We start from the raw sequence: 21,188 nt of genomic DNA, 5'->3' as shown, positions 1-21,188 counted from the left end.
GGCCAAGTGTTGAAAAGCTTGTATACAAAATAATTATTTTACGTATACGATAATCTATCGGTACGTATACAGGAGTGTGGCATGTCCAGTTGGTACGGGCTAAAAACCGTCATTTTTTCGCAAGATAAAGACGATGAAATCTACCATGCAATCGTTAAAGCCATTGTTGAGCACCAACTGCCGCCGGGCAGCAAATTGCCGGAAGAGTCGCTGGCTGCGGTGTTCGGCGTGAGCCGCACCGGCATCAGAAAAGTGCTGCAGCGCCTCGGGGCGGTGCAATTGATTACGCTTACGCCCAAACGCGGTGCGCAGGTGGCGACGCCCGGCGTGGATGAAGCCCGCAATGTGCTCGCCACCCGCTGCATGCTGGAGTGCGCGAATCTGCCGGCGGTGGTGGAACGATGCGAAGCGGCGCATATCACTGCCCTCAAGACCATCATGGATGAGGAGCAACAGGCTCATGAGGCCCGGGACGGCGCGACGGCAATCCGCCTATCGGCCCTGTTCCACGTGCAGCTGCAGGCCATCTCCGGCAATGATGTCCTGACCCAGATGGTATCGCAGCTTACGCTGCGCTCGTCGCTGGTGATTGCCGCTTATGGCGCTCCCTGGCAGCAGGGTTGCCGTTGCCACGATCATCAGGAGCTGCTTGACCTGTTGAAAGACGGCCGCTCCGGGGCATTGGCGGAGCGGATGAAGCGCCATTTCGACGAAATTCTGGCAAATTTGCGGTTTGAACGCAGCGGTGAAACCGCGCCGGACTTCGCCCGCCTGTTCGGTATCGCCGCCAAGGGAGAATCGGTATGACGTCGTGCTGTATACAATTAATCAATCCCAACACCAGCCTTTCCATGACCGAACGGATACTTACGGCGGCCCGTGACGTGGCCGCGCCGGGCACGGACATCTTTGCGGTGTGTCCCGAGGCGGGGGCCCCCTCCATCGAGGGTCACTTTGACGAAGCCATCGCCGCCATTGGCGTGCTGCAGCGGATTAAGGAAGGGCGTGAGCAAGGGGTAGACGGCCATGTTATCGCCTGTTTCGGCGACCCGGGGCTGCTGGCGGCGCGTGAATTGGCATCGGCGCCGGTTATCGGCATCGCCGAAGCGGCGATGCATATGGCGACGCTGGTGGCCACCCGCTTTACGGTGGTGACTACCCTGCCGCGCACCCTGATCATCGCGCGCCATTTGCTGCAGCAATATGGATTTGAGCGGCACTGCGCCAGGCTGCGCGCCATCGATTTGCCGGTGCTGTCCCTGGAGGACGGTTCCGGCCTGGCCCGGCGTAAAGTGCGTGAACAATGCCTGAACGCCAAACGGGAAGACGGCGTGGGGGCCATCGTGCTGGGCTGCGCCGGCATGGCGGATTTAGCCCTGGAACTGTCCGCTGAACTTGAGATGCCGGTGATTGACGGCGTGAGCGCGGCGGTGAAATTGATAGAGTCGCTGCACGGTATGAAATTGTCCACCAGTAAACAGGGGGATCTTGATTTTCCCGTTCAAAAAGAACTTTCCGGGTATTTTAAGGGACTAAACTGAAATATCAGCGCTCAAAAAGGAACAGCCCATGACTGAAACCACCGAAAAGAAGAGCTTTTCCTTCAATAAGAACTATCCCCGCGATCTTATCGGTTATGCCGGGAAACCGCCTGATGCCGCCTGGCCCGGCAACGCCCGCATTGCCGTCCAGTTTGTCCTGAATTATGAAGAGGGTTCGGAAAACAGCGTACTGCACGGCGATACCGGCTCCGAGCAGTTTCTCTCCGACATCATCGGCGCAGCCAGCTATTCGGAGCGCCATATGTCTATGGAATCATTGTATGAGTATGGTTCCCGTGCCGGCTTTTGGCGTATTCATCAGGAATTTCAGCGCCGCGGCCTGCCGCTGACCCTCTTTGGCGTGGCGATGGCCCTGGCGCGCAATCCGCCGGTGGTGGAGGCCGTCAAACAGGCGAAATACGATGTGGTGAGCCACGGCTGGCGCTGGCTGCACTATCAGGGTATGGACGCCAAAACCGAACGCCAGCATATGCATCAGGCGGTGGACGCGCTGACCGAACTATTTGGCAAGATCCCACTGGGATGGTACACCGGTCGCGATAGCCCCAATACCCGGCGGCTGGTGGTGGAGCACGGCGGGTTTCTCTATGACAGTGATTATTACGGCGACGACCTGCCTTTCTGGACTCAGGTAGCCTGCACGGACGGATCCGTTAAGCCGCATCTTATCATTCCCTACACCCTGGAAACGAATGATATGCGTTTTGCTACGCCCCAGGGGTTCAACAGCGGCGATCAGTTCTATTCCTATCTCAAGGACAGCTTTGACGTTTTGTACGACGAAGGGGAGACCTCGCCGAAAATGATGTCGGTGGGCATGCATTGCCGCATCCTCGGGCGGCCAGGACGCTTTCGGGCGCTGCAGCGGTTTCTGGATTACATCCAGCAGCATGAGCAGGTATGGATTTGCCGCCGGCAGGACATCGCCGAGCATTGGATTTCCCATCACCCTTTTAAGCCGCCGCGGCCGGAGCATGAATAAACCCGCGCGCCGGGTTATCCCATCAGGCTGATATGAGCGGCGACAATGCGCCAGCCGCAGGCCAGTTTTACCCAGGTCTGGGTTTGTCGGCCGATACGGTCGGTGCTTGGGCGGGTAAATTCGGTATTTGCCACCGCCATATCGTCGCCAAACGTAGTGATGACGGTATTTTGCAATACCCGGTCCAGCCCGTTGGCCGGCCGCGTTGCCCGAAAGGCCTGGATAGCCTCGATACCGTAAAGATTTTCGCCGGCGCCGTAGCGGATAGTGCGCGGGTCGTGCCAGAACAATTCATCCAGTACGGCGACATCGTTGGTGATAAGCGCCTGCTCGTAGCGGTAAAAGGCGGCGTTGACTTCCGCCAGTATCGCGGGGCGATCGATAAATTCACTTTTCATGCGGCGTGCACTCTTGCTGGGTCGTTTAAATACTATCCGTTTAAAATAATATCTGACCGCCTATGTAAAAAGGGCTGCGCCAGAATGCCCGTATTGGCGTTTTCCGGCAAGCACTGAACGTCAATTTCGATAGATTTCTGACTGTTTTGCATAGCGCGTTCAAAAACCGGCGGCGCTGCCGTTGCTGCGGGGATCAAACGCCCCTTCCAGCATGCCGTTGTTATGGCGGATAACCGCTCCCGCGTGGCCTACCGCTTCGCTGAATTCCGGCAGCATCTCCACCTGGTGGCCAAGGGCGCGCAAGGACGCCACCGTCGCGGCGGAGAAACGCCCCTCCAGTTTCAGCGTATCCGTGGCCTGTCCCCAGGTGCGCCCCAGCAGCCAGCGCGGCGCGCTGATGGCCCGCTGCAGCGGCATTCCTTGCATTACATGGCGGATAAACAACGCCGCCTGGGTTTGCGGCTGGCCGTCGCCGCCCATGGAACCGTAAATCATCGTTCGTCCGTCATGGAGCTTCGCCGCGGCGGGATTCAGGGTATGAAAAGGATATTTGCCAGGGGCCAGGGCCCGCAGATGCGCCGGGTCCAGGCTGAAGGACGCGCCGCGGTTTTGCCACAGTACGCCGCTTTTCGGCAGCAGCACGCCGCTGCCGAACTCATGGTAAAGGCTTTGGATAAAGGATACCGCCAGCCCGCTGCTGTCAATGATGCCCATCCAAACCGTATCCCCCGGCGACAGGACACTGCCCCAGGGGGCCGCCTGCCCGCTGTTTATCCGTTCCGACAGCCCGTCCAGCACCGGCGCCGCCAGCAGGCTTTGGGCATCCAGCGTCATATGGCCCGGATCGGTTATACAGTTGTCCCGCGTGGCAAAAGCCAGTTTGGTGGCCTCGACAATGGCGTGAATGCAGTGGCTTTCCGACTCATTGGCCCAGGGGAGACGATCCGTCAGCCCCAGGATCATCAGGGATACCAAACCCTGGGTGGGGGGCGCCAGATTAAACAGTTCTCCCATGCTGTGCGACAAACGCAGCGGGATGCTTCGCCGGGCATGAAACGCCGCTAAATCGTCGGCGGTGATGGGCATGCCCAGCAGGGCCATCTCTTGGGCCATATCAGCCGCCAGCGGTCCGCGATAAAAGCTGTCCAGTCCTTCCACCGTCAGGCGGGTGAGGGTATCCGCCAATTGCGGCTGAATAAACCGGCTGCCGGCGTCGGGGGGCTTGCCTTGAGGCAGAAACTGCCGGGCAAAGCTTGCCTGCTTCGCCAGCTCATCGAATTTTTCCGCGGATGCCCGGGCTTGGGATAATGACACCGGCATACCGTCGGCGGCATAACGAATGGCATCCCCCAGCAGTTGCGAAAGCGGCAGCAACGGATTGCCCATTTCCCGGGACAGCGTCAGCGCCTCCGCCCATCCCGCCACCGTCCCGGCAACGGTCAGGGCCGATTTCGGGCCGCGATGGGGGATAGCCTTCAGCCCGTCATACAGCGATATGGCGGCAAGGGAACCCGCCGGTCCGCCGGCGTCGATGACAACGGGATCCCCCTGCGGCGGCACGATCAGCCAAAAACCATCGCCGCCAAGCCCGGTCATATGCGGGTAGACCACCGAGATGGTGGCGGCCGCGGCAACCATGGCGTCGATGGCGTTACCGCCGGCGCGCAGAATAGAAAGGGCGCTTTCACTGGCCAGATGATGGGGCGTTACCGCCATTCCCATCGGCGCGATATTACTGTGGTTCATCGGGGGCATGGTCCTGTCGCCAAGGATGGATAAGGTGAGTTAAGCAAGAGGCGTTCCAACGTGCGGACCGCTATTGACATAGGTGACATAAGGCACGCGATACCCAATAGCTTTCGAGTTACAGCCAGCACAGCTGCAACTTGAAAGATGGAGGGTATATGCTAGGGTAGGTTGAAACGAAAGTAACAGGGAATCAGGGAACATGACGCCTTTTGATGAGCGGCTGCGTGACGCTTATGCCCGTTTGTCGCCGCAGGAACAGCGCATAGCCGGGTTCATTGCCGATCATTTTGACGATATGACCAGCTATAACAGCGCCGAACTGGCGAGGCTGAGCGGGGTGTCCAAGGCGACGGTAAGCAGACTGTTCCGGCGTTTGGGATATGAGAATTACCGCCAGGTCCGCGATGAGCTGCGCACGCTGCGCCAAAGCGGCATGCCCTTGGCGGATCGCCGCGACGCGGTGCTGGGCAATACGCTGCTGGAGCGGCATTACAAACAGGAAATGGCTAATCTGACCCACTGGGTCAACCAAATGGACGGCCCGCAGTTTTCCGCGGTGATCCAGGCCATGAGCCACGCACGGCGACTGTGCCTGGTGGGGTTGCGCAACAGTTATCCGGTGGCGATGCACCTGCGTCAGCAGCTGTTGCAAGTGCGCAGCCAGGTTAACCTGCTGCCCCAGCCGGGACAAACCCTGGCGGAAGAGGTCATTGATCTCACCGGCGATGATATGGTGGTGGTGGTGGCGTTTCGCCGGCGTACCCCGCAAATCCGCCCGTTCTTGGCAAAACTTCAACACAATAATGTGCCGGTGCTGCTGATAAGCGAGCCCCAGGCGCAGGCCCTGATCCCGCTGGCGCGTTGGCATTTGGCCACGCCGCTGGACAGCGTATCGGCGTTTGATTCCTATTCGTCGGCCATGAGCCTGGTGAATTTAATCAGCAATGCGCTGTTGCACGACACCCTGGCCCAGGGGCGGCAGCGCATCCATAACATTGCGGACTGGTACGGCTCCCTGGAAGAGCTTGAGCAGCGCCGCACGTAATAAAACGGCGCGCCGGAGTGGTGCATTTGCCCACTGGCGGTGCATACGGCCTTCGCTGAAAAAGCACATCCTCAGCCCGCGAAAACCCCCGAATACCCCGACTGACCGCGTTTAACAATAGGTTACGCCGTGCCCGTGCGCGGGGAAAATGTCCGGCTTCATTTGGCACATTAGTTGCAGATTGACTGATTGTAGAATCATTAGTTTCATCATTTCACCTGGGAAACCGAGAATGACCATCAGAAAACAGCTTATTGCCCTGGCGGGCGCGGTCCTGTTGCTGACCCAAGCCGGCGCGGCCATGGCCGATCAGTGGCAGCAAATCCAGCAGCGCGGCGTGTTGCGCGTTGCCATCCCGCAGGATTTCCCGCCTTTTGGTTCCATCGGCACAGACATGCAGGCCGAGGGCTACGATATCGATATGGCGCATTATCTGGCCGACAAGATGAAGCTCAAACTGCAACTGGTGCCGGTGACCAGCGCCAATCGGGTGCCTTACCTGCAAACGGATAAGGTGGATCTGGTGATATCCAGTTTGGGTAAAAACGCCGAACGTGAAAAAACCATCGATTTCAGCCGGGCCTACGCCCCGTTTTTCCTCGGCGTATTCGGGCCGAAGGACGATGGGCTCAAAGCGCCGGCCGAGCTTAGCGGCAAGACCATAGCGGTGACCCGCGGCGCGGTGGAGGATATGGTGCTGACCGACCTGGCGCCGAAAGATGCGCAGATCAAACGTTACGAAGACAATAACACCACGCTGTCGGCTTATATGTCCGGCCAGGTGCAGTATGTGGCCACCGGCAATCTGGTGGTGAGCGCCATTGCCCGCCAGAACCCCGCCAAAGCGCCGGTGCCGAAATTCATGCTGAAGGATTCCCCCTGCTTTATCGGCCTGCGCAAGGATGAACCGGCGCTGAAGGAGAAGGTTAACGCGCTTATCACCGAAGCGCTGAAGGACAATACCCTGAACAGCCTGTCCGAAAAATGGATGAAAGCGCCGCTGCCGGCGGATTTGGGCGCCTGAGGATGCCACTCCCATGACCTATCAGCTCAACTTCCCGGCGCTTTGGCCCTACCTGCCGCAACTGCTGTCCGGTCTGTGGGTGACCATCAAGCTGGCTGCCGTCGCCACCGTGGGCGGCATCGCCATCGGCATCTGCGGAGCGGCCGTACGCAGCAGCCGGTATGCTCTGCCGGGCCGGGTATGGGGCCTTTATGTGGAACTTATCCGCAATACGCCTTTTGTGGTGCAACTGTTTTTTATCGTCTTCGGCCTGCCGGCGCTAGGATTGAAGCTGACCGCCGGCGAGGCGGCGCTGCTGGCGATGCTGGTGAACCTTGGCGCCTACAGTACCGAAATCATCCGCGCCGGCATCCAGGTGACGCCTAAAGGCCAGTGGGAAGCGGGCCGGGTGCTGGGCCTGTCCCGCGGGCAGGTTTTTCTGCGGGTGGTTCTGCCGCCGTCGTTGGGACGCATCTATCCCTCCCTGGTGAGCCAGTGTGTGATTGTGATGCTTGGTTCTTCGGTTGTTTCCCAGGTTTCATATGAAGAGCTGACCTTTGCCGGCAGCCTTATCCAGTCGCGCACCTTCCTGAGTTTTGAGGTTTACCTGGTGGTGACGCTTATCTATCTGGCGCTGTCGCTGCTGATGCGGCAGGTTCTGCTGCGGGCCGGCCGCCTGATATTCGGCGGAGGGATGTCATGACCTCGTTCACCGACTGGGATATCGTGCGCAACCTGCTGCTGGCCGCGCGCTGGACCTTGTTATTGTCACTGGTGGCCTTTGTCGGCGGCGGCCTGGTAACGTTGCCGCTGATGCTGATGCGCCTGTCGCGCCGGCGCTGGCTGAAACAGGCTATCCGCGCCTACTCAAACCTGTTTCAGGGTACGCCGCTGCTGATGCAGCTGTTCCTGGCTTTTTTCGGCCTGGCGCTGTTCGGCATTGACGTCAGTCCCTGGCTGGCGGCGGCGCTGGCCCTGACGCTGTTCACCAGCGCGTTCCTGGTGGATATCTGGGGCGGCAGTATCGACGCCCTGCCCAAAGGACAATGGGAGGCGTCACGCTGTCTGGGCTTAAGCTTCGGCCAGACCCTGCTGCGCGTGATGGCGCCCCAGGCCGTGCGCATCGCCATCGCGCCGACGGTGGGTTTTTCGGTGCAGGTCATTAAAGGCACCGCCCTGGCCTCCATCATCGGTTTTGTCGAGCTCACCAAAGCGGGAACCATGCTGTCCAATGTCACCTTCCAGCCCTTTAAAGTCTTCGGGCTGGTGGCGCTGGGGTATTTCATTATGTGTTACCCCCTGTCCCGCTTCAGCCACTATCTGGAGAGAAAGCTTCATGCCGCTGATAACCATTAATCAGGTGCAGAAATATTACGGCCAAAACCACGTGCTAAAAGGCATCGATCTGGATATCGACCAGGGGGAGGTGGTCTCCATCATCGGCCGCAGCGGTTCCGGCAAAAGCACCCTGCTGCGCTGCATCAACGGCCTGGAAGGTTACCAGGAAGGCAGCATCAAGCTGGGGGGCATGACGGTCACCAACCGCGATTCACAAGCCCGGGAAATAAGCCGTTCGGTGGGCATGGTTTTCCAGAGTTTTAATCTGTTCCCGCACATGACCGCGCTGCAAAATGTCATGCTGGCGCCGCGCCGGGTGCTGGGGAAAAAAGCGGCGGAATGCCGCGAACTGGCCGAGCTGATGCTGAATAAGGTCGGGTTGGGAGACCGTTTGGATTATTATCCCTCGAGCCTGTCCGGCGGCCAGCAGCAGAGGGTAGCCATTGCCCGCGCGCTGGCGATGGACCCCAAGGTGCTGCTGTGCGATGAGATTACCTCGGCGCTGGATCCCGAGCTGGTGGGAGAAGTGCTGAAGGTGCTGGAGAAATTGGCCGCCGAAGGCATGACCCTGATACTTGTGACCCATGAAATGAATTTCGCCCGGGAGGTGGGGGATCGGGTGGTGTTTATGCACCAGGGCAAAGTGTGGGAGCAGGGGCAAAGCCGTCAATTGTTCGCCAGGCCGCAAACGGCGGAGCTGAAACAGTTTATCGCCTCGGTGCGCGGTTTAGGAGATGCCTGATCATTGTCCCGATGCGCGGCACCGGGAATGCCTGACCATCTCCTCTATGTTGGTCCCCGGCGATGCGTGGCCCGACCTGCGGCAATCCGAAGATTATCGGTCATCTAACGAAAACGAATGGTGGTATCAAAGGATAACTCATGTTGGATAATGCAAAGTACGATCAAATCAATCCCCCGTCCCGTCTCTTGATGGGGCCGGGTCCGATTAACGCCGATCCGCGGGTGCTGCGGGCGATGGCCAGCCAACTGGTGGGACAATACGATCCCGCCATGACCGGTTATATGAATGAAGTGATGGCGCTGTACCGTGGGGTGTTCAAGACCGAAAACCCCTGGACGCTGCTGGTGGACGGCACGTCACGCGCCGGTATCGAAGCGGTGCTGCTGTCGGTAATCCGCCCCGGTGACAAAGTCCTGGTGCCGGTATTCGGCCGGTTCGGCCATCTGCTGTGCGAAATTGCCCGGCGCTGCCGCGCCGAGGTCCATATCATCGAGGCTCCCTGGGGCGAGGTGTTCAGCCCCGACCAGATTGAAGACGCGGTGAAACGAGTGCGTCCGCGGGTGCTGCTTACCGTGCAGGGGGATACTTCAACCACCATGCTGCAACCCCTGGAACAGCTGGGGGAAATCTGCCGCCGTTACGATGCGCTGTTTTACACCGACGCCACCGCATCCCTCGGGGGGAATGCCCTGGAAAGCGATGCCTGGGGCCTGGATGCGGTTTCCGCCGGTTTGCAGAAATGCCTGGGCGGTCCCTCCGGCAGCGCCCCGGTCACCCTCAGCGCCCGCTGCGAAGCAGTCATCCGCAGCCGTAAATGCGTAGAGGAGGGGATTCGCACCGCCGAGCATCGGGATGGCGACGATGAGATGATTTATTCCAACTATTTCGACCTCGGCATGATCATGGATTACTGGGGACCGGAACGCTTAAATCACCATACCGAAGCCACCAGCATGCTGTTCGCCGCCCGCGAATGCGCCCGGCTGTTGCTGGAGGAAGGCCTTGATGCGGCCATAGAACGCCACAAACTGCACGGCGGGGCGATGCTGGCGGGTATCGACGCCATGGGGCTCGAGGTCTTCGGCGACAGGCGCCATAGAATGAATAATGTGCTGGGGGTGGTTATCCCCACCGGCCTTGACGGCGAACAGGTGCGGCAGATGATGCTGAATGATTTCGCCATTGAAATCGGCACCTCGTTCGGGCCGCTGAAAGGGAAAATCTGGCGTATCGGCACCATGGGCTATAACGCGCGCAAGGATTGCGTGATGCAAACCCTTAGCGCACTGGAAGGGGTGCTGAATCGTCTGGGCTTTGCCGGTCCCCGGGGGGCCGGCCTGCAGGCGGCCTGGGATCATTACCAGAGGGAGCAGCCATCATGACCGATTATGGTATGCCCGAGCCCTTCGCCGCCGACGCCGCCCGGCGGGTCATGGCGCGCTGCGATATTTTGGCCGCCATCAGCGAAACGCCGGGCCAGCTGACCCGAACCTACCTGTCGCGGGAGCATCTGTTGGCAAACATGCAGGTAGGTGAATGGATGCGCTCGGCGGGCATGCGGGTCTGGCAGGACAGCGTGGGCAATATCTGCGGGCGCTACGAAGGGCAGCAAGAGGATTTGCCCGCCATCCTGCTGGGATCGCATCTGGACACGGTGCGTAATGCCGGGCGCTATGACGGTATGCTGGGGGTGCTGACCGCCATTGAGCTGGTGCACTTTCTTCATCAGCGGCAACTGCGCCTCCCCCGGGCCATCGAGGTGATCGGGTTTGCCGATGAAGAGGGCACGCGCTTCGGCATAGCCCTGCTGGGCAGCCGGGGGATCACGGGCACCTGGCCGCCGGACTGGCTGGGGCGTAAAGACGAGGAGGGTATCGACGTGGCGCAGGCGATGACCAGGGCCGGTCTGGATCCTGCCCTTATCCTCCGGGCCAAGCGGGATGCAAAGGACTTCGCCGCCTATCTGGAATTGCATATCGAGCAAGGCCCCTGCCTGGAGCAGGCGGGAACGGCGCTGGGAGTGGTGACCGCCATCAACGGCGCCCGGCGTCTTAATTGCCGGTTCGCCGGCGTGGCGGGCCATGCCGGCACGGTACCGATGCCGCTGCGTAAAGACGCGCTGAGCGCCGCCGCGCGCTGGATTGCGCAAATCGACGATCTCACCATTGCCCGCGGACCGCAAATGGTGGCCACCGTCGGCACCTTGCAATGCCTGCCGGGAGCGGTGAACGTGATTCCCGGCGAGGTGAAACTGACGCTGGATGTGCGCGGCCCGGACAGCGAGGAACTGCAGGGGCTGGTTACCGCGCTGCTCGGCCTGGCCGGCACCATCGCTTCCCGGCGCGGTATCGGCTTTAGCGCGGAAGAGTTTTATCATATCGGCGCCACCCCCTGTGATGCCATACTGCAGGCTAAACTGGCGGAGAGCCTGTGCCGCATACAGGGCAGCAGCCCGCGTTTGCCCAGCGGCGCCGGCCATGACGCCATTGCGTTGGCGGAGTGCTGGCCGGTGGGGATGCTATTTATCCGCTGCCGCCGGGGTATCAGCCATCATCCCGATGAGCTGGTGGCGGAAGCGGACGTGGCCGTCGCGCTGCGGGCCTATTTTGATGCCGTCAGCGCCCTGGCGAGCACCGTGGGGGATATCGGCGCGAGCCTGAAGGCGGGCTGATCTCTGAGGCGCTTCTTAGCCTGAAAGACGGCCACGGGCGATATCGGTTTACACTTGAAGGCGGCTAAATCCTGGGTGACGGTTTTTGATGACGCTTGATGAATTTAATGATGCGGACGAGGCGCTTTTGAAACCGATGCTGCTTGCATGCGCCGCCGTGCGCTCCTGGGGTGATGCCATCATCGCCGCCCGGCCTTTTAGGGGCCTGGATGAGCTGCTGGCCTTTGCCGATGAAACCGCCCGGCGGTGGGGGGCGGAACAGGTGGATGAGGCGTTGATGCAGCATCCGCGCATCGGGGAGTCACGGGAGCATAACGACGCCGCCGCCGAATATTCCCGCCGCGAGCAACCGGTGTTTACCGAAGGCGATGAGCAACTGAAACGGGCGTTAAGGGAAGGCAATCGGTTCTACGAGGCTAAATTCGGCCGGATATTCCTGATTCGCGCCGCCGGGCGCAGCGGCGAGGAGATCCTGGCCTGTTTGCGGCAGCGGCTGCATAACAGCATCGAACAAGAACAGCGGGAGACGGCGAATCAACTGCGGGAGATTGCGCTCTTACGCTTACGGCAGGGAGTTTTATGATGGGCATCATTACTTCGCATGTGCTGGATACCTCGCTGGGTAAACCGGCGACGGGGATGGAGATGGCGCTGGAGTTGCAGCGGGATGGCGATTGGGTCAGGCTGTCCGGCGGCACCACCGGCGCCGATGGGCGTTTGAACGGGTTGACGCCTGAGGGCGTGCCGCCGGGGCATTATCGCTTGAGCGCCGGGGTGGGGGCGTATTTTGCCGCCAGCGGGCGTTCTACGCTGTATGGCTGCGCCGTGATTGATTTTTATCTGGCCGAGGGGGATGAGCATCTGCATTTGCCGCTGCTGGTGAGCCCGTATGGGTGGTCGACGTATCGGGGGAGCTGACATCTGATTGGCGCGGTCTCCCTTTAACATGCTCGTGGCACGTTCGGTGATAGCGGGCCTACCAAGCCATGGGGCGCTCGGGCGGGCGGTAAAACCACGCCCGCTTCGACCCCATTGGCGCGGTCTCCCTTTAACACGTCCGTTGCACGTTCGGTGATGGCGGGCCTACCGAGCCATGGGGCGCTCGGGCGGGCGGTAAAACCACGCCCGCTTCGACCCCATTGGCGCGGTCTCCCTTTAACACGCTCGTTGAACGTTTGGTGATGGCGGGCCTACCGAGCCATGGGGCGCTCGGGCGGGCGGAAAAACCACGCCCGCTTCGACCCCATTGGCGCGGTTTCCCTTTAACACGCCTGGTTCAGCGTCGGTGAACGCGGACTTACCGTGCCGCATGAGGCCGGCTAGATATCCAATTGGAAATTATCGGCGTCCAGCCAGGCGGGGAACGCCTTGCGGTATTGTTGCAGGATATCCAGCGATAGTTCGGCTTCCAGGCACGCCGGCTGATGCGGTTTACCCTGCGCCAGTATGTTGCCGGACGGGTCGATAATCATGCTGTCGCCGCTGTAGTGATGGCCGTTGCCGTCGGTGCCGACCCGGTTGCAGCCGGCCACGTAGGCCTGGTTTTCAATGGCGCGGGCCGCCAGCAGGGTTTGCCAGTGGCCGGCGCGGGGGGCGGGCCAGTTGGCGACATAGAGCGCCAAGTCGTAGTCCTGCCGGTTGCGGGACCATACCGGGAAGCGCAGGTCATAGCATACCTGGGGCAGGATCCGCCAGCCGCGCCACTCTACCACCAGCCGTTTTTGCCCGGCCTGATAATATTGATGTTCTTCGGCCATGCGGAACAGATGCCGTTTGTCATAGACATGGACCTGGCCCGAGGGTTCCACCAGCAAAAAGCGGTTTACCGCGCCGTCCGGGGTGCTGATGGCGGCGCTGCCGGCCACCATTGCCTTGGCGGATGCCGCCCACTTATGCAGCCATTCCACTACCCTCCCCTGGGGCAGGGCGTTATTGGCCGCTTCCATGGCGAAGCCGGTGGTGAACATTTCCGGCAGGATTATCAGATCGCGTCCGGCGGTAGTGGCCAGCAGGCCGTCGAAATGGGCCAGATTGGCCTCGCCGTCCATCCAGGCCAATGGCTGTTGCAATAGCGTGATTTTCAGAGTTGACATAAGCGCTCCGCGGCGGCGTCAAGAGTGGCATCCTGTTTGGCAAAGCACAGCCGGATGAGCTTGTGCAGGAAAGGATCGGCGCAAAAGACCGACAGGGGAATGGCGGCGACGCCCACTTCCACCGTCAGCCATTTGCTGAACGCCACGTCATCCATGTCTGATATGGCGCTGTAGTCCGCCAGCAGGAAGTAAGTGCCCTGGCACGGCAGCACCTTGAACCGGCTCGGCGCCAATGCGTTGGTAAGATGATCGCGCCGTTCGCGATAGAAGTCGGGCAACTGCAGCCAGTGCTGCGGTTCGGCGTTCAGCATATCGGCGATGGCCAGCTGGGCCGGCGTGTTCACCGCAAAGGTGAGGTATTGGTGGATTTTGCGCACTTCGGCGCTGAGCACCGGCGGCGCGATGCAGTAGCCGATTTTCCAGCCGGTCATATGATAGGTCTTGCCGAACGACGAGACGGCAATGGCCCGCTGGCGCAGCTGCGGATGGGCCAGCACGCCGGCATGGCCGCCGGGGGCGAAGCAGATATGTTCATAGACTTCATCGCTGAGCACATAAATTTCACGCTCGGCGATGGCCTGCCACAGCTGTACGAAATCTTCCGGCTGCCAGACGGTGGCGGAAGGATTATGCGGGGTGTTCAGGATAACCAGGCGGGTTTTATCGGTTAATTGATTGCGAAAGACCTCCCAGTCGACGCGAAACGACGGCGGCTGCAGGGCGATGTGGCGTGTGACGCCGCCCGCCAGGGTTACCGCCGGGGCATAGCTGTCGTAGCTCGGGTCGAAACAGATGACCTCATCGCCGGCGCGAACCAGCGCGCTGACGGCGGCGAACAGCGCTTCGGTGGCGCCGGCGGTGACGGTAATCTCGGTGTCCGCATCGGGACGCCAGCCGTAAATCCGTTCGGTTTTATCGGCGATGGCGGCCCGCAGCGCCACGGCGCCGGTCATCGGCGCATATTGGTTGGCGCCTTGTTCGACGTGGTACGCCAGCCTTTTTTTCAAATAGCCGGGGCCGGAGAAATCCGGGAAACCCTGTGACAGGTTAATGGCTTGATGCTGCTGGGCCAGGGCGCTCATTTGGGTAAAAATAGTGGTGCCCAACGACGGAAGTTTGCTTTCAGGTGTGAAGGATGTGCTGCTCATGGCTAACGACCACTCTTAGAAGCCGGTTTTGAGTCCAATATAACACGCTGGGTACAATTGACAATCGGGACGTGTAGATGGGTAAACGGCTAAACGCCAAACATCGAAACATAAGCCCGGCGAAGAATTTTTTTATGGCGGCGAAAAGGAATGGCGGAGGGGAATAAAGATTATTTCATCCAAAGAGAGGGGCGTTAGAGTGAATGTAGCTCGTTCAGTCAGTCTGATTAGGCTAAGACTTAACCGAGTTTGTTTCCAATGCCAGTGGGATTAATTCTTAGGGGAATCATTCAATAAGTTAATCAAAACATTTGAAATACTCATACAAATATATGGTCTATTATTCCCTTTCCTTTAACGCCATCATAACACGCACGACATTCTGTTAACTTTTCCCCATGAGAATCCTATGATCCCGAAGATTAATGTAAAAAAAATAGCCGTCCCGGTGGTTATCGCCTTTGGCGCGCTGTCCGGTTTTGCCCGGGCTGAAACGCAGACCTATGTCATGGATCCCGCTCATACGTCGGTGGTGTTTTCCTGGAACCATTTCGGCTTTTCCAATCCCACCGCTGATTTTTCCAATGTTACCGGCAATATCGTGCTGGACGACAAGCACATCACCCAGACAAAAGTGGACGTGACTATTCCCATCGACAGCGTCGATACCCATGTGCAAAAGCTGACGGAAGAGTTTAAGGGCAAGGATTATTTCGATCAGGCCACCTATCCCCAGGCCACCTTCCACAGCACAAAAATCGTCAGCGAAGGCGCCCACAAATATAAAGTGTATGGCGACCTGAAAATCAAGGACATTACCAAACCGGTGATTTTGAATGCGGTGCTGAACAAGATAGGCCAGCATCCGATGGAGAAAAAACAGGCGGTGGGCTTTAACGCCACCACCACTATCAAACGCTCGGAATTCGGTTTGGATAAATATGTCCCCATGGTGAGCGATGCCGTGGTGATAACCATCTCCACCGAAGCCCTGGTGAAATAACCCCCCGTTCCGCTGCCGGCGCGTGGTTGTTTCTTGATAACCGCTTATTCCGGCAGCGGATCATTCGCTTGATGGATCCTGTATCTGCAGCGTACCATTCACTTGGTGTGCACTTTATCGGCAGCTGACATTTCAACTGATACCGTTGTATCGACAGCGCGCTATACACGGGTATGCGTTTTTTTGGCAGTGAAATGTCTCATGGCACGCCGTCACTGGTCCGCAATCCATCCCATGTTACCCGCATCGATCCCGCACTGATTGTTCCACGCTGTTTCCCCGTGATGATAATCTGGCTCACAAATAATGATTTTCCTGCTATTACTCCATTGTCCCGGACCATCTTCGCTTCTCGCGGTTTCGCCAATCCGGTAAACTGTTTACCGAAGATTTTCTGAATTTGCGAGCCTATACCGAGGGACTTATGTATCAGGATTTGATTCGTAGCGAACTGAACGAAGCCGCGCTGACGCTGGCTAACTTTCTGAAAGACGAAAAAAATATTCAGTCTATTGAGGATGCGGCCAGGCTTATCGCCGATTCCTTTAAAGCCGGCGGCAAAGTGCTGTCCTGCGGCAACGGCGGTTCCCATTGCGACGCCATGCATTTCGCCGAGGAGCTTACCGGCCGCTATCGCGATAACCGCCCGGCTTATCCGGCCATCGCCATTTCGGACGTCAGCCATTTATCCTGCGTCAGCAACGATTACGGGTATGATTTTGTCTTTTCCCGTTATATCGAAGCGCTGGGCAATAAGGGCGATGTGCTGCTGGGCATCTCCACCTCCGGCAATTCGGCCAATATCATCCGCGCCGTCGACGCCGCCCGGGCCAAAGGCATGAAAGTGATTACCCTTACCGGCAAAGACGGCGGCAAAATGGCCGGCACCGCCGATGTGGAAATTCGCGTGCCCCATTTTGGCTACGCCGATCGTATCCAGGAGATCCATATCAAGTCGATTCATATTCTGATCCAGCTTATTGAAAAAGAGATGGCTGCGGCGGTGTAATGCAGCGCCGACATCGGCATGGAGGCGGCGGCGTAACCTCGCTCCGGCATCGGGATGAGGGCAGCAGCGTATTGCGGTAACGGAATCGGGATGGCGGGCGGGTAAGGTCGCGCCGCCATCGGGATGGCGCGGAACAGGAGAGGGTCATGTGTGAACTGCTCGGGATGAGTGCCAATGTGCCGACGGACATTTGCTTCAGCTTTACCGGGTTAATGCAGCGGGGCGGCCGCACCGGACCGCATAAGGACGGATGGGGAATCACGTTCTACGAGGGGCTGGGCTGCCGGACCTTCAAGGATCCGTTGCCGAGCATCAGCTCGCCCATCGCCCGGCTGGTGCAGGAGTATCCCATCAAATCCTGCGCGGTGGTTTCTCATATCCGCCAGGCCAATCGCGGCCGGGTGGCGCTGGAAAACACTCACCCTTTTACCCGTGAACTCTGGGGACGGAATTGGACTTTTGCCCACAACGGCCAGCTGCGGGGATACCGTCAACTGGACACCAGCCCCTATCGGCCGGTAGGGCAGACCGACAGCGAGTATGCGTTTTGCTGGCTGCTGGCCCGGCTGGCGGAACGCTATCCCCGCACCCCCGGCCATTGGCCGTCGGTGTTCCGTTATATCGATAGCCTGGCGGGCGAGCTGCGGCAAAAAGGCATCTTCAATATGCTGCTGTCCGACGGCCGTTTCGTTATGGGATATTGTTCCAGCGAACTTTACTGGATCACCCGGCGGGCGCCGTTCGGCAAAGCCACCCTTATCGATCAGGATGTGGAGATTGATTTCCAGCAGCAGACCACGCCAGACGATGTGGTGACGGTCATCGCCACCCAACCGCTGACGGGGAATGAAACCTGGCACAAGGTTGCGCCAGGGGAGAGCGTATTATTTCGGCTGGGTGAGCGCGAGCTGTGACGCCACGGGCGCGCGGGTCATTTGCATCGGTGTGCCTATCACATACTGGCCGTTGACCACCGCCACCGCCGCCGGCTGATGATGTTCGGCAAAGAAAGCGTAGCCGGGCTGCAGCTGTTGCCAGAAAGAATAATAGGTGGAATAACGGTGACGCTGCATATTTGCCGGCGTCATACGGAACGGATAAATATGAATCTTTATCGCATCCTGGCCGTTTCGTAATGCCGCATCCACATAGCGGTATATTTCAGCAATATAACTGTCGGTCATGGCGTAACAGCCGATGGAACGACAATCGCCATGAATCATCAGCATGGCGCCGGAATAGCCGCGGGATTGATCGTAGGCATTGGGGAAACCGATATTGATGGCCCGGTAATAATGGCTGTTGGGCTGCAGATTGCGGCTGTCGATAGTATAAAAACCTTCCGGACTTTTAAAATCGCCTTCCACCCGTTTCGGGCCCAGCCCGCCGGAGAAGTTGCAAATGCCGTAGCTGCCTATCAAGCGGTACTCCGGGCCTATCTTGGCGTAGAGCTCAAGGGTTCGCTCTTCTTTGAAGATTTGAATAAATACCGGTGAGCCAAGTAATTGGGCTTTCAATTCATTTGAAATAACTTGCGCCTGCTCACTGGCATAACTGACCGATGTAAATGCCGGTATACAAAACAACATCGCAAACAGCAGTGCGATTTTGCTCATTATCATTCCTGCGTAGTCAAAATAAATAACAAACCTGCAATAATCATTGCCGGCAAACCCTGTAAAACGATAATACATTTAAGATAATCAGCGACACGATATCACTGCCCGAACTTTTATCAAGATACGTTTTGTATATATTCGCGTACTTACTGTATACTCGTACAGTTAAAAGGGGGGCAAATGCGCAAAATCATACATGTCGACATGGATTGCTTCTTCGCGGCAGTGGAAATGCGCGACGATCCGGGCCTGCGCGATATCCCCATCGCCATCGGCGGCAGGGCGGACAAGCGGGGGGTCATCAGCACCGCCAACTATCCTGCCCGGGTATTCGGCGTGCACAGCGCGATGTCCACCGCCATGGCCATGAAGCTTTGCCCCCATCTTAAACTGCTGCCGGGGCGCATCAATGCCTATAAAGAAGCATCGGCGCATATCCGTGAAATCTTTAGCCGTTATACGCCGTTAATCGAACCGCTGTCGCTGGACGAAGCCTATCTGGATGTGACCGACAGCGCCTATCACAGCGGTTCGGCCACCCTGATGGCCCAGGCCATCCGCGCCGACATCGCCCGCGAGTTGCGGCTCACCGCCTCCGCCGGCGTAGCGCCGGTTAAGTTTCTGGCCAAAATCGCCTCCGATTTGAACAAGCCCGACGGGCTGTACGTTATCAGGCCTGAACAGGTCGCCTCTTTTTTGCAGTCGTTGCCCTTGGGGAAAATACCCGGCGTGGGCAAAGTCACGGCGAAAAAACTGGCTGATATGGGCCTGAATACCTGCGGCGATATACAGCGGTATGATCTGGCGGCGCTGCTCAGGCAGTTTGGCAAATTCGGCCGGGTGATCTGGGAGCGTTCTTTGGGTATCGATGAGCGGGAGGTGACCTCCGATCGGATGCGTAAATCGGTGGGGGTGGAGCGCACCCTTGAGGTTGATATCGATGATTGGGCGGCGTGCGCACAGATTATCGAGGCGCTGTACCCGGAGCTTGAGCGCCGGCTGGAGCGGGTGCGACCGGATCTGCACATCGCCCGGCAGGGCATCAAGCTCAAATTCGCCGATTTCCAGCAAACCACCCAGGAGCACGTGTGGCCGGTACTGAACAAAGCGGATTTGATGGAGATTGCCCACCAGGCGTGGGATCAGCGGCGCGGCGAACGGGGGGTGCGGCTGGTGGGGCTGCATGTGACGCTGCTGGACCCGCAGATTGAGCGGCAGCTGATATTTAACTGGGAAGATGATTTGTTTTTGTGAGGGGGGAGCTGCGCTCCCCCAACCCCTGCAAGGGCGGCTCGTTGCACGATTGGTGTAAGCGAGCTTAACGAGCCATGGGCCCCGATGTTTAGGCTTTTTCCGGGATGGCCCTAAGCAGTGCGGTCAATAAGGTCCAGTACTGGCCGACGCTTTTGATATGCACCTGTTCGTCCGGGGAGTGAGGTCCGGTGATGGTCGGCCCGATGGAGACCATGTCCATGTTCGGGTAGGGCTTTTTGAACAGCCCGCATTCCAGACCGGCGTGGATCACCTGGATGTTCGGCGTTTTGTTGAACAGCTTCTGGTAGGTTTCGCGTACCAGATGCATCACCGGTGAGGTGGCGTCCGGCTTCCAGCCCGGGTAGCTGCCTTTGGCAATGCATTCCGCGCCCGCCAGCTGGCCCAATGCGGTCAGGGATTCCACTACGTTCTCTTTGCCGCTGTCGATGAGGGAGCGAATAAGGCAGCGGATGGTGGCGGTCTTTTCGTCCAGGGACACCACGCCGACGTTCAGGGAGGTTTCTACCACGCCCTTTACGTCGTCGCTCATGCGAATCACGCCGTTGGGGGTGGCGTTCAGCAGGGCGATAAACTTGTCGCCGCAGGCTTTGGTCAATGCCTGCAGTTCGGATTGCACCGGTTCCACTGAAATCGCCAGTTTCTTTTCCTTGGCCGCCAGCTCCGTTTGGATAACCGTCAGGTACTGTTGCGCCAGCGAATTGAGGCTTTCGGTATTCTCCTGCGGCAGGGCCAGGGTGGCGAAGGCTTCACGGGGTATGGCGTTGCGCAGGGTGCCGCCGGTAACATCAAGTACGCGGAGATCCAGTTTTTTGGCGTGCTGGAACAGAAAGCGGGCCAGCAGTTTGTTGGCATTGCCCTGTCCCAGATGAATATCGACGCCGGAGTGGCCGCCCTTCAGCCCTTTGAGGGTGAGCTTGACCACCTGGTAGCCGGCGGGCACCGCTTCACGTTCCAGCGGCAGCACGGTTTTGAAATCCACCCCGCCGGCGCAGCCCATGTAGACTTCGCCCTCTTCCTCGGAATCGGTGTTAATGAGGATTTCAGCCTGCAGCCAGTTCGGCTGCAGACCGAAGGCGCCCTCCATGCCGGTTTCTTCGGTCATGGTGAGCAGCACTTCCAGCGGGCCGTGCTGCACGCTGTCATCCGCCAGCACCGCCAATGCCGAGGCCATGCCGATGCCGTTGTCCGCGCCAAGGGTGGTGCCGCGGGCTTTTACCCAATCGCCGTCGATATAGGGCTGGATCGGGTCGCGGGTGAAGTCGTGCACGGTATCGCTGTTTTTTTGCGGTACCATGTCCAGATGCGCCTGCAACACCACCGGACGGCGCTTTTCATAACCGGGGGTCGCCGGCTTGCGCAGCAGCACATTGCCGGCCTGATCCCGCTCCGCAAACAATCCTTTTTCCTGGGCCCAGCGGATTATATGGCCTGCCAGGGCATCTTCATGATATGAGGGATGCGGAATGGAACAGATTTTGTCAAAAATTTGCCATAGGGGCTGTGGCGAAAGTTGAGTCAGTTCAGACACGATAAAAACTCCTGTAACGA

The 21,188-nt window shown here is 58.9% G+C and carries 22 protein-coding genes; 16 read left to right on the top strand and 6 right to left on the bottom strand.

Annotated elements, in window-relative coordinates; all coding sequences use genetic code 11:
- The first annotated feature begins 81 nt into the window (after positions 1-81).
- The 3 genes from ACL2XO_RS21505 to puuE are packed head-to-tail and all read left to right on the top strand — an operon-like array spanning position 82 to position 2,544.
- Positions 82-807: a GntR family transcriptional regulator gene (locus ACL2XO_RS21505; protein WP_413725395.1), complete on the top strand. Its 726-nt coding sequence runs from the start codon at positions 82-84 to the stop codon at positions 805-807.
- The gene (locus ACL2XO_RS21500; RefSeq protein ID WP_413725394.1) at positions 804-1,541 is read left to right on the top strand and encodes an aspartate/glutamate racemase family protein; all 738 of its coding nucleotides are present in this window, start codon (positions 804-806) and stop codon (positions 1,539-1,541) included. Before ACL2XO_RS21505 ends, ACL2XO_RS21500 begins: the two co-directional genes overlap by 4 nt.
- A gap of 28 nt (positions 1,542-1,569) precedes the next feature.
- On the top strand, positions 1,570-2,544 hold the full coding sequence (gene puuE / locus ACL2XO_RS21495; protein WP_413741494.1) for an allantoinase PuuE: 975 nt from the start codon (positions 1,570-1,572) through the stop codon (positions 2,542-2,544).
- Between the two features lie 14 nt (positions 2,545-2,558).
- Here puuE and hpxZ read toward each other — a convergent pair whose 3' ends face one another.
- Positions 2,559-2,942, bottom strand: coding sequence for an oxalurate catabolism protein HpxZ (hpxZ, locus tag ACL2XO_RS21490; protein ID WP_132926270.1), 384 nt, complete (start codon positions 2,940-2,942; stop codon positions 2,559-2,561).
- A gap of 159 nt (positions 2,943-3,101) precedes the next feature.
- Positions 3,102-4,688 (bottom strand): gamma-glutamyltransferase family protein, encoded by a 1,587-nt coding sequence (locus ACL2XO_RS21485; protein WP_413741493.1) that lies wholly within the window; start codon positions 4,686-4,688, stop codon positions 3,102-3,104.
- 202 nt (positions 4,689-4,890) lie between these two features.
- Between ACL2XO_RS21485 and ACL2XO_RS21480 the strand changes: the two genes are divergently transcribed.
- The 9 genes from ACL2XO_RS21480 to uraH all read left to right on the top strand — a co-directional run bounded on the left by ACL2XO_RS21480 (position 4,891) and on the right by uraH (position 12,411).
- Positions 4,891-5,736 (top strand): MurR/RpiR family transcriptional regulator, encoded by an 846-nt coding sequence (locus ACL2XO_RS21480; RefSeq protein ID WP_413725392.1) that lies wholly within the window; start codon positions 4,891-4,893, stop codon positions 5,734-5,736.
- 232 nt (positions 5,737-5,968) lie between these two features.
- Positions 5,969-6,760, top strand: a complete 792-nt coding sequence (locus ACL2XO_RS21475) for a transporter substrate-binding domain-containing protein (RefSeq protein WP_203524794.1) — start codon at positions 5,969-5,971, stop codon at positions 6,758-6,760.
- A gap of 13 nt (positions 6,761-6,773) precedes the next feature.
- A complete protein-coding gene (locus ACL2XO_RS21470) occupies positions 6,774-7,442 on the top strand; it encodes an amino acid ABC transporter permease (protein ID WP_413741492.1) in 669 nt (222 codons plus the stop codon).
- Positions 7,439-8,095, top strand: coding sequence for an amino acid ABC transporter permease (locus tag ACL2XO_RS21465; RefSeq protein ID WP_132926278.1), 657 nt, complete (start codon positions 7,439-7,441; stop codon positions 8,093-8,095). The genes ACL2XO_RS21470 and ACL2XO_RS21465 overlap by 4 nt, the downstream gene beginning before the upstream one ends.
- Complete coding sequence (locus tag ACL2XO_RS21460) at positions 8,076-8,819, top strand: amino acid ABC transporter ATP-binding protein (protein WP_132926280.1); 744 nt, start codon at positions 8,076-8,078, stop codon at positions 8,817-8,819. The genes ACL2XO_RS21465 and ACL2XO_RS21460 overlap by 20 nt, the downstream gene beginning before the upstream one ends.
- Before the next feature lie 140 nt (positions 8,820-8,959).
- Entirely contained in the window at positions 8,960-10,204 is a 1,245-nt protein-coding gene (locus ACL2XO_RS21455) for a pyridoxal-phosphate-dependent aminotransferase family protein (RefSeq protein WP_165934243.1), read from the top strand.
- Positions 10,201-11,493 (top strand): allantoate amidohydrolase, encoded by a 1,293-nt coding sequence (hpxK, locus tag ACL2XO_RS21450; protein ID WP_413725389.1) that lies wholly within the window; start codon positions 10,201-10,203, stop codon positions 11,491-11,493. The genes ACL2XO_RS21455 and hpxK overlap by 4 nt, the downstream gene beginning before the upstream one ends.
- 88 nt (positions 11,494-11,581) lie before the next feature.
- The gene (gene uraD, locus ACL2XO_RS21445) at positions 11,582-12,076 is read left to right on the top strand and encodes a 2-oxo-4-hydroxy-4-carboxy-5-ureidoimidazoline decarboxylase (protein ID WP_413741491.1); all 495 of its coding nucleotides are present in this window, start codon (positions 11,582-11,584) and stop codon (positions 12,074-12,076) included.
- Positions 12,076-12,411 carry a hydroxyisourate hydrolase gene (uraH, locus tag ACL2XO_RS21440; RefSeq protein ID WP_413743098.1) on the top strand — a complete coding sequence of 112 codons (336 nt, stop codon included), beginning with the start codon at positions 12,076-12,078 and terminating at the stop codon, positions 12,409-12,411. The genes uraD and uraH overlap by 1 nt, the downstream gene beginning before the upstream one ends.
- Before the next feature lie 401 nt (positions 12,412-12,812).
- On the opposite strand, the gene ACL2XO_RS21435 is transcribed toward uraH, so the two are convergent.
- Positions 12,813-13,586: an amidohydrolase gene (locus tag ACL2XO_RS21435; protein ID WP_132926284.1), complete on the bottom strand. Its 774-nt coding sequence runs from the start codon at positions 13,584-13,586 to the stop codon at positions 12,813-12,815.
- Positions 13,574-14,734, bottom strand: a complete 1,161-nt coding sequence (locus ACL2XO_RS21430) for a pyridoxal phosphate-dependent aminotransferase (protein WP_413741490.1) — start codon at positions 14,732-14,734, stop codon at positions 13,574-13,576. The genes ACL2XO_RS21435 and ACL2XO_RS21430 overlap by 13 nt, the downstream gene beginning before the upstream one ends.
- Positions 14,735-15,143: 409 nt before the next feature.
- On the opposite strand from ACL2XO_RS21430, the gene ACL2XO_RS21425 reads away from it, so the two are divergent.
- From ACL2XO_RS21425 to ACL2XO_RS21415, 3 genes are all read left to right on the top strand, one after another.
- On the top strand, positions 15,144-15,737 hold the full coding sequence (locus ACL2XO_RS21425) for a YceI family protein (RefSeq protein WP_413741489.1): 594 nt from the start codon (positions 15,144-15,146) through the stop codon (positions 15,735-15,737).
- 424 nt (positions 15,738-16,161) lie between these two features.
- Entirely contained in the window at positions 16,162-16,746 is a 585-nt protein-coding gene (gene lpcA, locus ACL2XO_RS21420) for a D-sedoheptulose 7-phosphate isomerase (RefSeq protein WP_132926290.1), read from the top strand.
- Between the two features lie 146 nt (positions 16,747-16,892).
- Positions 16,893-17,660: a class II glutamine amidotransferase gene (locus ACL2XO_RS21415; RefSeq protein WP_132926292.1), complete on the top strand. Its 768-nt coding sequence runs from the start codon at positions 16,893-16,895 to the stop codon at positions 17,658-17,660.
- On the opposite strand, the gene dpaA is transcribed toward ACL2XO_RS21415, so the two are convergent.
- The gene (dpaA, locus tag ACL2XO_RS21410; RefSeq protein ID WP_203524787.1) at positions 17,631-18,362 is read right to left on the bottom strand and encodes a peptidoglycan meso-diaminopimelic acid protein amidase; all 732 of its coding nucleotides are present in this window, start codon (positions 18,360-18,362) and stop codon (positions 17,631-17,633) included. The two genes, ACL2XO_RS21415 and dpaA, sit on opposite strands and share 30 nt — an antisense overlap.
- Before the next feature lie 183 nt (positions 18,363-18,545).
- Between dpaA and dinB the strand changes: the two genes are divergently transcribed.
- A complete protein-coding gene (dinB, locus tag ACL2XO_RS21405; protein WP_413741488.1) occupies positions 18,546-19,619 on the top strand; it encodes a DNA polymerase IV in 1,074 nt (357 codons plus the stop codon).
- A gap of 88 nt (positions 19,620-19,707) precedes the next feature.
- Here the strand turns inward: dinB and pepD are convergent, their stop codons facing one another.
- Positions 19,708-21,168, bottom strand: a complete 1,461-nt coding sequence (gene pepD, locus ACL2XO_RS21400; protein WP_413741487.1) for a beta-Ala-His dipeptidase — start codon at positions 21,166-21,168, stop codon at positions 19,708-19,710.
- Positions 21,169-21,188: the final 20 nt, after the last annotated feature.

It is taken from the genome of Sodalis sp. RH15 (genome assembly GCF_047324255.1).
GTDB lineage: Bacteria > Pseudomonadota > Gammaproteobacteria > Enterobacterales > Enterobacteriaceae > Acerihabitans > Acerihabitans ligni.
The sequence above is the reverse complement of the archived record's forward strand: the minus strand, read 5'-3'. Positions and strand labels throughout refer to the sequence as shown.